The 15,621-nt window shown below is 68.7% G+C and carries 14 protein-coding genes; 11 read left to right on the forward strand and 3 right to left on the reverse strand.

Annotated elements, in window-relative coordinates:
- Nucleotides 1-52: 52 nt before the first annotated feature.
- From C882_RS12505 to C882_RS12515, 3 genes are all read left to right on the forward strand, one after another.
- Complete coding sequence (locus C882_RS12505) at nt 53-1,501, forward strand: helix-turn-helix domain-containing protein (RefSeq protein ID WP_009540978.1); 1,449 nt, start codon at nt 53-55, stop codon at nt 1,499-1,501.
- 141 nt (nt 1,502-1,642) lie between these two features.
- Nucleotides 1,643-2,413 carry an ATP-binding cassette domain-containing protein gene (locus C882_RS12510; RefSeq protein ID WP_009540979.1) on the forward strand — a complete coding sequence of 257 codons (771 nt, stop codon included), beginning with the start codon at nt 1,643-1,645 and terminating at the stop codon, nt 2,411-2,413.
- Nucleotides 2,414-2,443: 30 nt separating this feature from the next.
- Nucleotides 2,444-3,274, forward strand: a complete 831-nt coding sequence (locus C882_RS12515) for a substrate-binding domain-containing protein (RefSeq protein WP_009540980.1) — start codon at nt 2,444-2,446, stop codon at nt 3,272-3,274.
- Nucleotides 3,275-3,302: 28 nt separating this feature from the next.
- Here C882_RS12515 and C882_RS12520 read toward each other — a convergent pair whose 3' ends face one another.
- The 3 genes from C882_RS12520 to C882_RS12530 are packed head-to-tail and all read right to left on the reverse strand — an operon-like array spanning nt 3,303 to nt 6,909.
- The gene (locus tag C882_RS12520; protein WP_009540981.1) at nt 3,303-4,193 is read right to left on the reverse strand and encodes a helix-turn-helix transcriptional regulator; all 891 of its coding nucleotides are present in this window, start codon (nt 4,191-4,193) and stop codon (nt 3,303-3,305) included.
- Nucleotides 4,190-4,897, reverse strand: a complete 708-nt coding sequence (locus tag C882_RS12525; RefSeq protein ID WP_009540982.1) for an ABC transporter permease — start codon at nt 4,895-4,897, stop codon at nt 4,190-4,192. Before C882_RS12525 ends, C882_RS12520 begins: the two co-directional genes overlap by 4 nt.
- Before the next feature lie 8 nt (nt 4,898-4,905).
- Entirely contained in the window at nt 4,906-6,909 is a 2,004-nt protein-coding gene (locus tag C882_RS12530; protein WP_236262649.1) for a 4Fe-4S binding protein, read from the reverse strand.
- Between the two features lie 145 nt (nt 6,910-7,054).
- Between C882_RS12530 and fdhD the strand changes: the two genes are divergently transcribed.
- The 8 genes from fdhD (at nt 7,055) to C882_RS12570 (ending at nt 15,529) form a co-directional block, all read left to right on the forward strand.
- Nucleotides 7,055-7,936: a formate dehydrogenase accessory sulfurtransferase FdhD gene (gene fdhD / locus C882_RS12535; protein WP_009540984.1), complete on the forward strand. Its 882-nt coding sequence runs from the start codon at nt 7,055-7,057 to the stop codon at nt 7,934-7,936.
- Nucleotides 7,929-9,113, forward strand: a complete 1,185-nt coding sequence (mobA, locus tag C882_RS25745; RefSeq protein ID WP_009540985.1) for a molybdenum cofactor guanylyltransferase MobA — start codon at nt 7,929-7,931, stop codon at nt 9,111-9,113. The genes fdhD and mobA overlap by 8 nt, the downstream gene beginning before the upstream one ends.
- Complete coding sequence (locus C882_RS23275) at nt 9,110-9,712, forward strand: DUF3306 domain-containing protein (protein WP_009540986.1); 603 nt, start codon at nt 9,110-9,112, stop codon at nt 9,710-9,712. Before mobA ends, C882_RS23275 begins: the two co-directional genes overlap by 4 nt.
- A 178-nt stretch (nt 9,713-9,890) precedes the next feature.
- Nucleotides 9,891-10,520, forward strand: coding sequence for a TorD/DmsD family molecular chaperone (locus tag C882_RS12550; RefSeq protein WP_009540987.1), 630 nt, complete (start codon nt 9,891-9,893; stop codon nt 10,518-10,520).
- Nucleotides 10,521-10,582: 62 nt separating this feature from the next.
- Nucleotides 10,583-10,801: a hypothetical protein gene (locus C882_RS12555; RefSeq protein WP_009540988.1), complete on the forward strand. Its 219-nt coding sequence runs from the start codon at nt 10,583-10,585 to the stop codon at nt 10,799-10,801.
- A 27-nt stretch (nt 10,802-10,828) separates the two neighbouring features.
- Complete coding sequence (locus C882_RS12560) at nt 10,829-13,708, forward strand: formate dehydrogenase subunit alpha (RefSeq protein WP_009540989.1); 2,880 nt, start codon at nt 10,829-10,831, stop codon at nt 13,706-13,708.
- 23 nt (nt 13,709-13,731) lie between these two features.
- On the forward strand, nt 13,732-14,352 hold the full coding sequence (gene fdh3B, locus C882_RS12565; protein WP_009540990.1) for a formate dehydrogenase FDH3 subunit beta: 621 nt from the start codon (nt 13,732-13,734) through the stop codon (nt 14,350-14,352).
- A 67-nt stretch (nt 14,353-14,419) separates the two neighbouring features.
- Nucleotides 14,420-15,529, forward strand: coding sequence for a formate dehydrogenase subunit gamma (locus C882_RS12570; RefSeq protein WP_009540991.1), 1,110 nt, complete (start codon nt 14,420-14,422; stop codon nt 15,527-15,529).
- Nucleotides 15,530-15,621 lie beyond the last annotated feature (92 nt).

Consider the following 15,621-nt stretch of genomic DNA (forward strand, 5'->3'; position numbering starts at 1 on the left):
CGAGCCGGACCTTCTGCTGTATTGCCAGTCCTCCAATGTGAAGGACAGAGGAATGGCGAAAGACGGCAAGGTCATGCTGGGTCACAAGATCCGGCGCCTGCGGCGGGACCTCGACCTGACGCAGGCCCAGATGGCCGAGCGCCTCGGCCTGTCGCCGAGCTACTTCAACCTGATCGAGAACAATCACCGGCCGGTGACGGCCCGCCTGCTCATCAAGCTGAGCCAGGCGTTCGACGTCGAGATCCAGTCCTTCGCCGACACCGAGGAGGCGCGGCTTGCCGGCGAGTTGACGGAAGTCTTCGCCGATCCGCTGTTCCGCGACAACGACATCAAGAAGCAGGACGTGCGCGAGATCGCGTCGGTGGCGCCGGCGCTCAGCGAGGCGGTGCTCGACCTCTACCATGCCTATTCCGAGGCGCACGTCGCCATCCGCGCCCTGTCGGAGCGCGTGGCCGACCGCGACAAGCTGCAGGTTCTCCAGACCAAGGCCTTTCCGCTGGAGGAAGTGCGCGACTTCTTTCAGGCCCACGAGAACCACTTCCCCAAGATCGAAGAGGCCGCCGAGGACTTGTGGCGGCAGGCGAATCTGGAAATCGGCGAGCTGAGCCGCAGCCTGACCGACCATCTGGCCCACGCCCACAGGCTGCGCGTGAAGCGGATGCCGGTGGAGGTGATGGGCCACGCCATCCGCCGCTTCGACCGCCACAACAACCGGCTGATGCTGTCGGAGCTGCTGTCGCCGCAGGCCCGCGTCTTCCACATGGCGGTGAAGATCGGCCTGCTGGAACACGGCGACCTGTTCCGCAGGATCATCGACAGCGCCTCCCTGAGCACGCGGGAAGCGCGCGAACTGGCCTACGTCGGGCTGGCCAACTACTTCGCCGGGGCGGTGCTGCTGCCCTACGACAAGGTCTACGCCGCGGCGCGCAGGCACCGGTACGACCTGGACCTGTTGCAGCACCGCTTCGACGTCACCTACGAGCAGATCTGCCACCGGCTGACGACCCTGCAGCGGCCGGGCGCGCGGGGCGTGCCGTTCTTCATGATCCGGGTCGACAAGGCGGGCAACGTGTCCAAGCGCTTCAGCGCCGCGCCGCTGCAGTTCGCGCGCTTCGGCGGGGCCTGCCCGCTGTGGAACGTCTACGACGCCTTTGCCATGCCGGGCGTCCTGCACACCCAGCTGGCGGAAATGCCCGACGGCACGCTGTACTTCTTCGTGGCGCAGTCCATGACCAAGCCCGGCGGCGGCCACCGCCAGCCGCCACAGCGCTTCGCCCTGGCGCTGGGCTGCGAGGCACACCATGCCGCGCAACTGGTCCACGCCGACGGCTTCCAGCTCGACAATCGGGAAGCCGCGGTGCCCATCGGCGTCAACTGCCGCCTGTGCGAACGCCTGGATTGCAGCCAGCGGGCCTTCCCGCCGCTGAACCATGCCTTGATCGTGGATCAGAACCTGCGCGGCCACTCCGCCTTCTACTTCAAGCCTGACCCGGCGCCGTAGTCGGGGCGTTCGGACGTTTCGCTGCATCTGACTGCATACTGCTGCATGGAGTTCCCATGTGGCCGTTGTGCCGCACGATTTTCCTGGAACGGGAAATGGCTGATCCGCATGGTCGGAATAGTCATGCGGAACGGACTGTAGATGCAGATCATTCTTGAGCATCCGCGCCCTTCGGGTGCTTCGGTGCAGACAAGCGACATGCCGCTGATACCGCTGCGCGTCGAAGGGCTTTCCTTCGCCGCCGGGGGGCGCGAGCTCCTGCGCGACATCTCCTTTTGCCTGAACACATCGCTGCCGACCTTCCTGCTCGGGCACAACGGCGCCGGCAAGAGCCTGCTGCTGCGCCTTCTGCACGGGCTGGTCGAACCCGCGAGCGGTACGATCAGCTGGGGCGGCCTGCCGGTTTCCCGGGCGGCGCGCCATCAGGCGATGGTCTTCCAACGCCCGGTCATGCTGCGCCGGCCGGTGCTCGACAACCTGGTCTATGCCCTGGCGATGCGGCGGGTGCCGCGCGGCCAGCGCCGCGGCCTTGCGATGGCGGCGCTTGAAGAAGGCGGGCTTGCCCATCTGGCGGGGCGGCAGGCGCGGGTCCTTTCGGGCGGAGAGCAGCAACTGGTCGCCCTTGCGCAGGCGCGGGCCCTGCGGCCGCTGGTGCTCTTCCTGGACGAGCCGACGGCGAGCCTGGACCCCGCGCATTCAGCCGCGGTCGAGCGCGCCGTCGCGTCCGTCGTGGCGTCCGGAATCAAGGTGATCATGGCGTCCCACGACCTCGCCCAGGCCCGCCGGCTGGCGCACGACGTCCTTTTCATGGCGGACGGCCGTCTGGTGGAAAGCGGGCCGGCCGACGTCTTTCTGGCCGAGCCGCGGTCCGAACTGGGCCGCCGCTTCCTCGCCGGGGACCTGACCGCCTGAATACAATACAGTGGAAACGGAGGTTCGTTCATGCGCTTGTTGACCCGTGCCGCCGCCGCCGCCGCCGCCGCCGTCGTCGTCGGGCTGGCCGCCGGCGCCCAGGCCGAGGACCGGTTCATCACCGTCGCCTCGACCACCTCCACGCAGGCGTCCGGCCTGTTCGAGCACCTGCTGCCGAAGTTCGAGGACAAGACCGGCATCGACGTCCGGGTGGTCGCCGTGGGCACCGGGAAAGCCATCCGCATGGCGGAGAAGGGGGACGCCGACATTCTGTTCGTCCACCACAAGCCGTCGGAAGAGGCCTTCGTCGCCGAAGGCTACGGCCTGGAGCGCCGGGACGTGATGTACAACGACTTCGTGCTGGTCGGCCCGAAAAGTGATCCGGCCGGCGCCGGCGCGGCCGGGACCGCGGCCGGCGCCCTGGCAAAGATCGCCGAGGCCGAGGCGCCGTTTGCCTCGCGCGGCGATGACAGCGGCACGAACAAGGCGGAACTGGCGCAGTGGAAGGCGGCCGGCGTCGACGTGAAGGACGCCAGCGGCGACTGGTACCGCGAGACCGGATCGGGCATGGGCGCGACCCTGAACACGGCGGCGGGGATGGATGCCTACACGCTCTCCGACCGCGCCACCTGGCTCAACTTCAGCAACCGCGGCGATCTGGGCATCGTGTTCCAGGGCGATCCGGCGCTGTTCAACCAGTACGGCGTGATCGTGGTGAACCCCGAGAGGTTCCCTCATGTGAAGGCCGACGACGCGCAGGCCTTCGCCGACTGGCTCGTGTCGCCGGAGGGGCAGGAAGCCATCGCGGAATACAAGATCGACGGCGACCAGCTGTTCTTCCCGAACGCGGCCGGAAGCTGACGTACACCCAGCCCGGACGGGGGCGCGCTCAGGGCGCGTTGTGGCGCACCTCGCCCAGGCCGGAAATGTCGTAGCCGCCGAGCAGCCGGGCCTTGTCGACCAGCGCCGGCGAGCGGGCATACCGCAGCAGGGCCTGGAACGGCGGGTCGAAGTAGTCGCGCCGCTCGATCACGATATCGAACTCGTCCCACGCCAGCGGGATGAACGTGAGGCCGAAGCGGTTGGCGGCGGCGCGCGGGGCGAAGCCCGCCCCGGCCTTGCCTTCCAGGATGAGGCTGGCGACGTCGGCCTCGTTGACGGCTTCCCGGCGCGAGCGCCACAGGCCGTCGGCCGGCAATCCCTCCTGGCGCATCAGGTGGCGCAGAAGGATATGGCCGCCGGCGCCGGGCGGCCGGTCGGCGAAAGTGATGTCGGCGTTGGCGAAGTCGGCGAGGGTGCGGATGCCGGACGGATTGCCGGCGGGAAGCACCAGCCCCGTCTCCCGCCGCGCCCAATGAATGCGGACGGCCGGCACGCCGACCAGCGCGCGCTCTACCGCCGGGCCGTTGAACACGCCTGTGTCCGGATCGACGACATGGACGCCGCAGGCGACGGCCCCGCCCTCGGCGAAACGCCTGAGGCCGTTGCCGCTGCCGTCCATGAGCAGCGCCAGCGCGCAGCCCGACTGCCGCACCGCCCATTCCAGAAGCATGTCATGACTGCCGGTGATGACCGGCGGGCGCTGCGGCCGCCGGGGCATGCCTTGCGGCAGGTCGGCCCGCTCGGTCAGCCACAGGTCGATGTGGGCGCGCGGAAACAGAAGCTTGCCCGTCACCCGCACACAGGGAATGTCGCCGCGGGAGACGAGGTCGTAGATCTTGCGCTCCCCCAGGCGGAGGTAGGCGGCAACCTCGGGCACGGTCATCAGCGGAGACGTCACGCGCCCTGGCTCCCCGCCGCGCGCTCCTGGGCCAGGAACGCCGCGACGTTCACCGCCAGCGCCACCACCAGCAGCACGATCCCGAGCGCGAGCGCCAGCGCCAGGTCGCCGCGACTGGTTTCCAGGGCGATGGTCGTGGTCATGACCCGCGTGACGTGGTCGATGTTGCCGCCGACGATCATCACGGCGCCGACCTCGGCGGTGGCCCGGCCGAACCCCGCCAGCAGCGCGGTGAACAACGACACGCGGCCGTCCCACAGAAGCGTCGGAACGGCCCGCAGCGGCGTCGCCCCCAGCGACCGGAGATGCTCGTGGTACTCGCGCCACAGGTCCTGCACGGCCTGTCGCGTCAGGGCGGTGATGATCGGGCCGACCAGGATGGCCTGGGCGATAATCATCGCCTCGGGCGTGAACAGCAGTCCGAAGACGCCGAAGGGTCCGCTGCGGGACAGCAGCAGGTAGAGCGCCAGCCCCACGACCACGGGCGGCAGGCCCATGGCGGCATTGACCAGGACCAGGCAGGCTCGCCGCCCGGGAAACCGCGCCAACGCCAGCGCCGCGCCCAGCGGCAGGCCCACCGCCGCCGCCAGCGCCACCGCCGACAGGCTGACGATCATGCTGCGCGCGACGATTTCCACCAGCGCCGGGTCCAGTCCCGTCAGCAGGTCGAACGCCTGAGCGAAGCCGGCGACGATGTCCTCCATGCCCGGCCTCAGTGGTCCTTGCGGCGGGCCGGGTCGCGTGCGGCGCGCTCCGCCAGGTAGTCGTCGGTGGTGCGCACGCGCGGCGGCGGCGCCAGCGTGCTGGAGCCGCTGGCCTTCACCTGGGCGATCACGCGACAGTCGGCGCACATCTTCAGGAGGTTCAGCTGTTCCTCACTGGAGAACATGCTGTGCCCGGCCAGTTTCTCCACCACGCGGTCGATGGCCGATTTCGTGGCGAACTCGGTACCGCAGACCACGCAGGCGAAGGGTTCTTCCTCCTTGATCACCTCGCGCGTCTTTTCGCCGAAGCGGATGCGCGGCTCCAGGCTGACGACCTTTTCCGGGCAGGTGCCGACGCACAGGCCGCACTGCACGCAGGCGTCCTCGGCAAACGAGAGCTGCGGCCGGTCCGGGTTGTCGCTCAGCGCATGGGTCGGGCAGGCGCCGACGCAGGCCAGGCAGAGCGTGCAGCCGTCGGTGTCGACCACGACGCGGCCGAACGGCGCGCCCTCGTCAAGCGGCAGCACGTCCACCGGCGCCGGGGCGTGGGCATGCAGGTGGTCGAGGGCGGCGGTAAAGGCCTCGCGCCGGCCGCCCAGAACCATGTATCCGGCATGCGGGGCGCCCGGTTCGACGGGCTGTTCCAACGCTTCGGCGAAGGCGTCGGGGTCTTCGACCCACTCCAGCGCAAGCCGGTCGGGGCCGTAGCCCAGCCCTTCCATGAGGTCGTCGGCAAGCTCCAGGCCGCCGCCCAGGTGGTCGAGCGTCCCGCGATGCTCCGGCATCGCCAGCAGCACGATGCGCGCCGCGCCCTGTGCGAAGGCGGTCAGATACAGGTCCGGGCCGGCCGATCCCAATTCGTTGATGGCGAACGGCAGCACGTTGGCCGGCAGGCCCCGGCCGTGGCGGGCCAGAAGGTCGACCGCCTGCGTTCCATGGCGGTCGTGCAGCAGCAGCACGGGACGCTCTCCGCCGGCCTTGGCATAGGTGCCGAGAAGCACGCGCAGGCGCTCGAACTGGTCCTGCTGGCGCGGGACCTGGTACTGGATGGCGCCCGTCGGGCACAGGCTGTTGCACGCACCGTGGCCGCCACAGGCCAGGGCGTCGACCTGCACGGCGTCATCGGCGGGCGTGATCGCGGCGGTGGGGCAGGCATCCAGGCACTTGGTGCAGCCGGTGATATTGTTGCGGCTGTGGGCGCAGATGGCGGTGTCGACGACGACATAGCGCGGCTTCTCGAACTCGCCGACCATGTCGGCCACCTCGAACAGCGCCTTCTGGACGGCCACCGGATCGCCCGGATCGACGCGAACATAGCCGTCGCGCGGCGGTTTGCCGGGAAACAGGGCGGGCCGCCGGGACAGGTCGAGCACTACGTCGCACTCGACCTCCATGGTCTGGTGCAGCGTGGCAGGTTCCAGCCGCGCGCGCGAGGCCGGGCGGGGTGCCGATACGTCCGAAAAACGGACGGCGAAGCTGCCGACGTGTCCCTGCGCCGCAGCGGCACGGCCGGCGAACAGCGCGAAATCGGCCACCGCGGGCGGCTGGGTGTCGCCGAAGCCATCGACGACGCAGGTCACGGCAAGGCGCCCCGCCAACTGGCGCGCGGCCGCCAACGCCACATCCGCGTCGCCGCGCACCAGCACGCGCCCGTCGGAGCGTACCGGAAGGGCGGCCGTGGGCACGGGCTCCACCATGGCTTCGGCGAGCAGCGCGGCCATTTTCGGTCCGGCGTCCGCGGCCTGCGCGGACCAGCCCGCGCGCTCGCGGATGTTGGTGAAATGCAGGTCGGCGGCCCCGGCGTCGACGGCGGCGGCCTCGCGGAAGACCGGCTCTTCCTGGGTACAGGCGACGAGCAGCTTCCCGGGGTCCCTGGCGGCACGGCTGAAAGCGTCGATTTCGCTGCGGCATAAATGGCGGTGGCAGCTCAACCCGGGTCCGTCGGCGGCATGGGCGATGCTCGCACGGTCGAGCGGCATCGTGTCCTCGCAGGAGCATACCATCGTACGCATTGTGATTTTCGGCATCGGCGAGCCTTCCGGACGAAGATTCCTCGGGGTCTCTGCCACCTCTTGCGACGTGGGCGCCAAGTGTGCGCAAATAGTCGACAAAGATGGTCGGAACCTTTCCGGCAGTTAACCACGAGGCCGAGGCTGAATGGAAGCGACAGAATTCGAGGTCCGGCCCGATCCCGAGGACAGCCGCCTCTATGAGATGGTCGCGGGACTGGACCAGGACGGGCGACGCATCGAAGCGCCCATCATCAACGAACGGCCGCTTACGCTTTACCTGAATGACCGTCGCGTGGTGACGGCGGTCACCATCGGCGACCATCCCGAGTATCTGGCGCTCGGCTACCTGCTGAACCAGGCCATGGTGCGCCGGGAAGACACCATTCTCGCCGTCGAGCACGATCCCGAAACGCGCTCGGTGCGGGTTCGCATCGACGCCGACCGCGACCTGGACGCCATGATGTCCAAGCGCACCCACACCTCGGGCTGCGCGCTCGGCACCGTGTACGGAGAGATCCTGGAGCGGTTCATGGACACGCCGCTGGACACGTCCGTGGCCTTCCGCACCTCGTGGCTCTATGCCTTGTCGCGCAAGATCAACACGGCACCGAGCCTCTACCTGACCACCGGGGCCATCCACGGCTGCGTCCTGTGCGAGGAGGATCGGCCGCTGGTCTTCATGGAGGACGTGGGCCGCCACAATGCCGTGGACAAGATTGCCGGCTACATGCGGATGCACGGGCTGTCGCCCCGGGGCAAGAGTTTCTACACCACCGGCCGCCTGACCAGCGAGATGGTCATGAAGTGCGTCCAGATGGAGATCCCCGTGCTGGTGTCGCGGTCGGGCTTCACCGCCTGGGGGGTGGAACTGGCCCGCGAGGCGGGGCTGACGCTCATCGGCCGGGCCAAGGGAAAGCGGTTCATGGTCCTTTCGGGCGAGGATCGCCTTGTCTGGGACGCCGATCCGGCTGCGGTGTCAGAGGAACCCCGGTCCGCCAAACGCAAGGGAAGCACATCCGATGAGTGACTCCGCGCCGCAGATGCCGCCCGTCGCCGGCCTGGTTCTTGCCGGCGGCCTGTCGCGCCGCATGGGGGGCGGCGACAAGACCCTGCTGCTGCTCGACGGCCGGCCCATGCTGCTGCATGTCCTGGACCGTGTGGCGCCGCAGGTGGGGCCGCTGGCCATCAACGCCAACGGCGACCCCGACCGCTTCGCCCCCTTCGGCCGGCCCGTCGTGCCCGACGAGGTGGAGGATTTCGCCGGACCGCTGGCCGGAATCCTGGCGGGGCTGGAGTGGGTGAAGCGCGACCACCCGACGCTGACCCACCTGCTGACGGTGCCGGCAGATGCGCCCTTCCTGCCGCGCGACCTGGTGGACCGGCTGTGGGCGCGCATCGCCGCGGGTGCCGACATCGCCTGCGCGGCATCGGGCGGCTGGACCCATCCGCCCATCGCGCTGTGGCCCGTGCGGCTGCGGCGCGAACTGCGCGCGGCGGTCCTTGACGAGGGCATGCGCAAGATCGACGCCTGGACCGCCCGCTATCGCACCGAGGCCGTGGAGTGGCCGGCGACGCCGCTGGACCCCTTCTACAACGTCAACCGGCCCGAGGACCTGGACGCCGCCAAGGACCTGCTGGAACAGGCCGCCGCGCGGGAGGCCGCGCCCGACGTGCCGGCCTCCAAGCCCTTCGGCGTGGTGATCGAGCGCCGTGCCAGCTCTCACCCCTGGGGCTCGGACTCCTATGTGCCGGTGGCCGTGGCGCCGGGTGTTCCGTCGGGCGGGCCCGTCCGCCAGGCGGAGGCCGACCGCTGGGTCACCGGCGGCGTGACGCTGGAACTGTTCCGCAAGGAAACCGAGGGCTATCGCCGCAACCTGTCGACGCCTACCCCGCGCATCTATGTGATCCTGCGGCCCGTGACCGACGATGACGGGGACGCCTACGGGCCGTTGCCGGTCAAGCCGGTGCTGGTCACCGCCTGCCCCTATGAGGCCGAGGCCTACCTGCATGGCGACGAGACGCAGGTGGAGGCCGTGCCCATGCCCGATGACGTGGCGCATTGGGTGGGCGCGTTCTGCGCGCGCCACCACGTCGACCAGCCCTTCGTGAAGCGCAAGCAGAAGACCAAGGTGGCGCGGGAGGACGACACGTTCTCGCGCATTCCGCCGGTGCAGCAGGCCCGTCGCGGGCGGACGCCGTCATGAGCCGCGACAGCTTCCTGTCGCGCTGGTCCCGGCGCAAGGCCGAGGCCCGGCACGCCGAACGCGAGCCCGAGCACGCCGCCCCACCCGCGGAGGCGTCGGACGAAGACCTTCCGGCGCCCGCCGAACCTGACGCGGCGCCTGTCGATGCCCGGGAACGGGAGGACGAGGAGCCGCTCGACCTGCCGGACATCGACAGCCTGACGGCCGAGTCGGACTACACGGTCTTCCTCAAGGAGAAGGTGCCGGCGGCGCTGCGCAAGCAGGCGCTGCGCAAGCTGTGGCGCTCCGACCCGGTGCTGGCGAACCTGGACGGCCTCAACGACTACGACGACGACTACAGCACCCCCGCCGTCGCCGGCGCCGCCGTCCGCACCGCGTACAACGCCCTGCGCGGCTACGCCCGGCCGGAGGAGGAGGAGGTCGCCCAGACAGCGCAGGGCAAGCCGGAAGGTGCATCGGAAGATGCCGAATCCGGGCACGAACAACCGGATGCTCATGTTGCGACGCAGCAAGACGACGAAAAGACGCCAGCTGCTCCTGATCCGTCCCAGGACGTCGCGGCTCAGGAAAAGGGCGATGAAAAGCGCGATGAAACTTGAGGGAACTCTACAGGCTTCAACTATCGGTGTGTTCCGATAAAGCCCTGCAATCCAGCTTCCGCCCGGACTCCTTCCGGGGCTCTTCAAGTCCTGGACAATCCCACCTTTCAATGCAACCATGATCGTTCAACTGTTTCGAGGCTGAAGCAGTCGGTGCCGCGATGGCGGAGGATCACCCTTGTCGAATATCGGTGCAGCCCAGCAGTCCATCGGTGAAGAGGACGTGCTTCGGGCGCGGTTCTATACCCTTCTTTCAAACCTGCTGCTGGCGCCGCCTCCGGCCGGCGTTCTGGCGGACCTGGGCGGGCTGACGGGCGATGAGACGCCGCTCGGTCAGGCGCTGGGCGACCTGGCCGCCGCGGCGCGCGAAGCCGACGCCGAGGCCGTGTCCGAGGAGCACCTTGCCGTGCTGGTGGGCATCACTCGCGGTGAAGTCGTGCCCTATGCCTCGCATTACCTGACGGGGTTCCTCCACGAAAAGCCGCTGGCCGAAGTGCGCGAGTCCTTGCGCGCGCTGGGTGTCGAGCGGGCGCCCGGCCAGGTGGAGCCCGAGGACCATATCGGTATCCTGTTCGACATCATGCGCGGCCTGATCCTCGGGGAGTTCGGTGGGGCTGCCGGCGGCGGCCTGGGCGGGCAGAAGGCGTTTTTCACCAGGCACATCGCGCCGTGGGCGGACACGCTGTTCCGCGATATCGAGGCGGCGCGCTCCGCCCGCTTCTACCGGGCCGTCGGCGCGGTGGGGCGGGCCTTCCTCGACATCGAGCGCGAAAGCTTCGCCATGGTCGGCGAAAAGGGCGAGGGCTGACCCCCGCCCGGCCGCCGCATGAGCCGCATGAATGAAATCGCAGGTCGGAAAGGAACGGAAGCATGAGCGAGTCCAGCAGGATTGAGCAGGCCGGAGGCGTCGACCGCCGCGGCTTTCTTCGCGGGTTCGGTCTGGGCGCCGCCGGCGCCGGTGCCGCCGCGGCTCTCGTGGCCGGCCACGCTTCGGCGGAGGCCGCCGACGAGGTGACGGTGAAGGCCGCCAAGACGGGCTACCGCAAGACGGAGCACGTCCGCCGGTACTACGACCTCGCCCGCTTCTGAGACGGCGCAGACAAGAGGAAACGTCCCATGCTCACGAAGAAGCGCACCAACTCCGCGCCGCCGGCGCCCCACATGCTCAACCGCCTTGCGTCCGCCGTTGGCGGCGCTGTCGACCGTCGAACCTTCCTGCGCCGCTCGGGCATCGCGGCCGGCGGCGCCGCCCTCGGGGCCGTGCTGCCGGTGGGCTCCGTCCGCAAGGCCGCGGCCGTCGAGACGGCCCCCACGGCTGGCGGCAACATCGAGATGAAGCGCACCGTCTGCACCCACTGCTCGGTGGGCTGCACGGTGGAGGCCGAGGTCTCCAACGGCGTCTGGATCGGCCAGGAACCCGGCTACGACAGCCCCTTCAACCTGGGTGCCCACTGCGCCAAGGGCGCCTCGGTCCGCGAGCACGCCCATGGCGAGCGCCGCCTCAAGCACCCGATGAAGCTGGAAGGCGGCAAGTGGAAGCGCATTTCTTGGGACGAAGCGGTCAACGAAGTCGGTGACCGCCTGATGGCCATCCGCGAAAAGTCCGGTCCCGATTCGGTGTACTGGCTGGGCTCGGCCAAACACAGCAACGAACAGGCCTACCTGTTCCGCAAGTTCGCGGCCATGTGGGGCACCAACAACGTCGATCACCAGGCCCGCATCTGTCACTCCACCACCGTCGCCGGCGTGGCGAACACGTGGGGTTACGGTGCGATGACCAACAGCTACAATGACATTCACAACTCCAAGGTCATCTTCCTCATCGGCGGCAACCCGGCCGAGGCGCACCCCGTCTCCATGCAGCACGTGCTGCGCGCCAAGGAAAAGAACAAGGCGCACCTGATCGTCGCCGACCCGCGCTTCACCCGCACGGCGGCCCGCGCCGACGAATACCTGCGCTTCCGCCCGGGCACCGACGTCGCCCTGATCTGGGGCATCCTGTGGCATGTCCTGGAGAACGGCTGGGAGGACAAGGACTACATCCGCCGCCGCGTCTACGGCTTCGACGAAATCCGCAAGGAGGTCGCGAAGTGGACGCCTGACGAGGTCGAGCGCGTGACGGGCGCGCCGCCGGAGCAGCTCAAGCGCGTGGCGCAGATGATGGCGTCCAACAAGCCCGGCACCCTGATCTGGTGCATGGGCGGCACGCAGCACTCCAACGGCAACAACAACACCCGCGCCTACTGCGTCCTGCAGCTCGCGCTCGGCAACATGGGCGTGTCGGGCGGCGGCACCAACATCTTCCGCGGCCACGACAACGTGCAGGGCGCCACGGACCTGGGCGTCCTGGCCGACACCCTGCCGGGCTACTACGGTCTGGCCGAGGGCTCGTGGAAGCACTGGGCCCGCGTCTGGGAACTGGACGAGGAGTGGCTGAAGAGCCGCTTCGCCGAAGGCATGATGAACGCCACCGGCATCCCCGTCTCGCGCTGGATCGACGGCGTGCTGGAGGACAAGGAGAACCTGGAGCAGCCCAACACGGTCCAGGGCATGGTGTTCTGGGGCCACGCCCCCAACAGCCAGACCCGCCTGCCGGAAATGAAGCAGGCGATGGAAAAGCTGGACACGCTGGTGGTCATCGACCCGTACCCGACGGTCACCGCGGTGCTGCACGACCGCACCGACGGCGTATACCTGCTGCCGGCGGCGACCCAGTTCGAGACCTCCGGCTCCGTCACCGCGTCCAACCGGTCGCTGCAGTGGCGCGAGAAGGTGGTCGACCCGCTGTTCGAGTCCAAGCCCGACCACACGATCATGACCCTGTTCGCGCGCAAGTTCGGCTTCGAGAACGAGCTTCTGAAGAACATCCAGGTCAACGGCGACGAGCCGCTGGTCGAGGACATCACGCGCGAGTTCAACAAGGGCATGTGGACCATCGGCTACACCGGCCAGTCGCCGGAGCGCCTGAAGGACCACATGAAGCACCAGCACCACTTCGACAAGACGACCCTGCGGGCCGTCGGCGGTCCGCTGGACGGCGAGTACTACGGCATGCCTTGGCCGTGCTGGGGCACCGCCGAAATGCGCCACCCGGGCTCGGCCAACCTGTACGACACCTCGCTGCCCGTCGCCCAGGGCGGCATGGGCTTCCGCGCCCGCTTCGGCGTGGAGCACGAGGGCGTCAACCTGCTGGCCGAGGACAGCTATCCCGAGGGATCGGAGATCGAGGACGGCTACCCCGAGTTCACCATGGCCATGCTCAAGAAGCTGGGCTGGGACAAGGACCTGACCGACGAGGAGCGCCAGACGATCGAGAGCATCGGCGGCGACTCCGTCAACTGGAAGACCGACCTGTCGGGCGGCATCCAGCGGGTGGCCATCAAGCACGGCTGTGCTCCCTACGGCAACGCCAAGGCCCGCACGGTGGTCTGGACCTTCCCCGACCCGGTGCCCCTGCACCGCGAGCCGCTCTACACCCCGCGCCGAGATCTGGTGGCGGACTATCCCACCTACGAAGACAAGACCTTCTGGCGCGTGCCGACGCTGTACAAGTCCATCCAGGAGAACGACTTCTCCAAGGACTTCCCGATCATCCTCACCTCCGGCCGTCTGGTGGAGTACGAGGGCGGCGGCGACGAGACGCGGTCCAACCCGTGGCTCGCCGAGTTGCAGCAGGAGATGTTCGTCGAGATCAACCAGGCGGACGCCAACGACAACGGCATCCGCGATGGCGCCGACGTCTGGGTGCACGGTCCCAACGGCGGCAAGGTCAGGGTCAAGGCGATGATCACCGACCGCGTGGCACGCGGCGTGGCGTTCATGCCGTTCCACTTCGGCGGGCACTTCCAGGGCCAGTCCCTGCGGGACAAGTACCCCGACGGGGCCGACCCGATCGTGCTTGGCGAATCCAGCAACACCGCGCAGACCTACGGCTATGACTCGGTCACCCAGATGCAGGAGACCAAGGCGACGCTGTGTCGGATCGAGGCGGCGTAAGGCCGAAGGGAGGAGACCGTACAATGGGTAAGATGGTATTCCACTGCGACGGCGACCGCTGCATCGAGTGCAACGCGTGCGTCACCGCCTGCAAGAACGAGAACGAGGTGCCCTGGGGCATCAACCGCCGCCGCGTCGTCACCCTGAATGACGGCGTGCCCGGCGAAAAGTCGATCTCGGTCGCCTGCATGCACTGCTCGGACGCGCCGTGCGTCAACGTGTGCCCGACCAACGTCATCTACCACACGGAAGACGGCGTGGTCCTGCACAACAAGGACGGTTGCATCGGCTGCGGCTACTGCTTCTACGCCTGTCCCTTCGGGGCGCCGCAGTACCCGCAGGAAGGCAACTTCGGCTCGCGCGGGAAGATGGACAAGTGCACCTTCTGCGCCGGCGGCCCGGAGGAAGCCAACTCGGCCGAGGAGTTCAACAAGTACGGCCGCAACCGCCTGGCCGAAGGCAAGCTGCCGCTCTGTGCGGAGATGTGCTCCACCAAGGCGCTGATCGCCGGCGATGCCGACGAGATTGCCGATATTTTCCGCCAGCGCGTGGTCGAGCGCGGCTTCGACAGCGGCGGCTACGGCTTCCAGCAGAAGTTCGGCCAGCAGTCGGGCGGCGGCCCGCGCGCGGGCCAGAAGCTCTGACATACGGCCGCGACACCGCCCGCGCGTCCACCGGACCGCGGGCGGGTCCGGCCCCGGAGGACCCTTGATGACGCTGCGACGTTTCCTCCCGATGGTCCTGGCGCTGGTGTTCCTGTTCGGGACGCTGGCGCCGGCCGCCGCCCAGGACGTGCGGCCGCCCGGCGCGACCGCAGAGGCACAGCAGACCGAGGCAGGACCGCCGCCCGGCTCCGCCGGGCAGATCATCGCCTCGCCGCCGGACACCATGAACTATCCCTACATTTCGGGCCTGTGGTCGGACATCGTCGACGGCGAGACCGGCTACGTCAGCATTCCCGACGAGCGCGCCGGCCGCCTGATCCAGACCCAGGGCATGGAGTGGCTGAGCTGGCGCAATGACGAGTTGCGCCGCTGGTCGTCCTATGGCGTCGCGGCCATGCTGATCGCGCTGGGCGGGTTCTTTGCCGTGAAGGGCCGCATCAAGGTGGACAGCGGCTTGTCGGGCCGGCTGATCCAGCGGTTCAAGCCGCACGAGGTGATCGGCCACTGGGTCACGGCGGGCTCGTTCCTGCTGCTGGCGTTGACGGGTATCTGGCTGCTCTACGGACGGCCGCTGCTGCTGCCGGTGATGGGCCAGGACGCCTATGCGCTGTCCGCCGAGATCAGCAAGTACATGCACAACTTCGGCGGCTTCGTGTTCATGGCGGGGCTGCTCTACATCTTCGTGATGTGGGTGCGCCACAACATCTGGGACCGCTACGACTGGAACTGGATCCGCCAGGCGGGCGGGTTCCTGTCCAAGCACTCCCACCCGCCGGCCGACAAGTTCAACTTCGGCCAGAAGACCGTGTTCTGGATGGTGGTCATACTGGGCGGCCTGCTGTCGCTGTCGGGCCTGAACCTGCTCATGCCGTTCTGGTTCGTCGACAGCATCGAGGCCATGCAGTACGCCCAGATCATCCACGCGGCGCTGGGGATGCTGATGTTCGCCGCCATCCTGGCGCACATCTACATCGGTTCGGTCGGCATGCAGGCGGCCTTCCGCGCCATGTCCACGGGCTGGGTCGACCTCAACTGGGCCCGCGAGCACCACAGCGTGTGGGTGGACAAGTACCTGGCCGGCAACAACCCCGAGCGCAAGGGGCCCAAGACGCCGCCGCCGGATGAGGGTCATGTCGAGCCGAAAGCGGCGGAGTAGGGGGTGGACCTTCAGGGGACCTCGGTCCCCTGAACCCCTGACCGAGAGGCACAGCCTCTCGCACGCGCCCGTCTTCTGAAACCTGGTGCCGC

This window comes from Caenispirillum salinarum AK4 (genome assembly GCF_000315795.1).
GTDB lineage: Bacteria > Pseudomonadota > Alphaproteobacteria > Rhodospirillales > Rhodospirillaceae > Caenispirillum > Caenispirillum salinarum.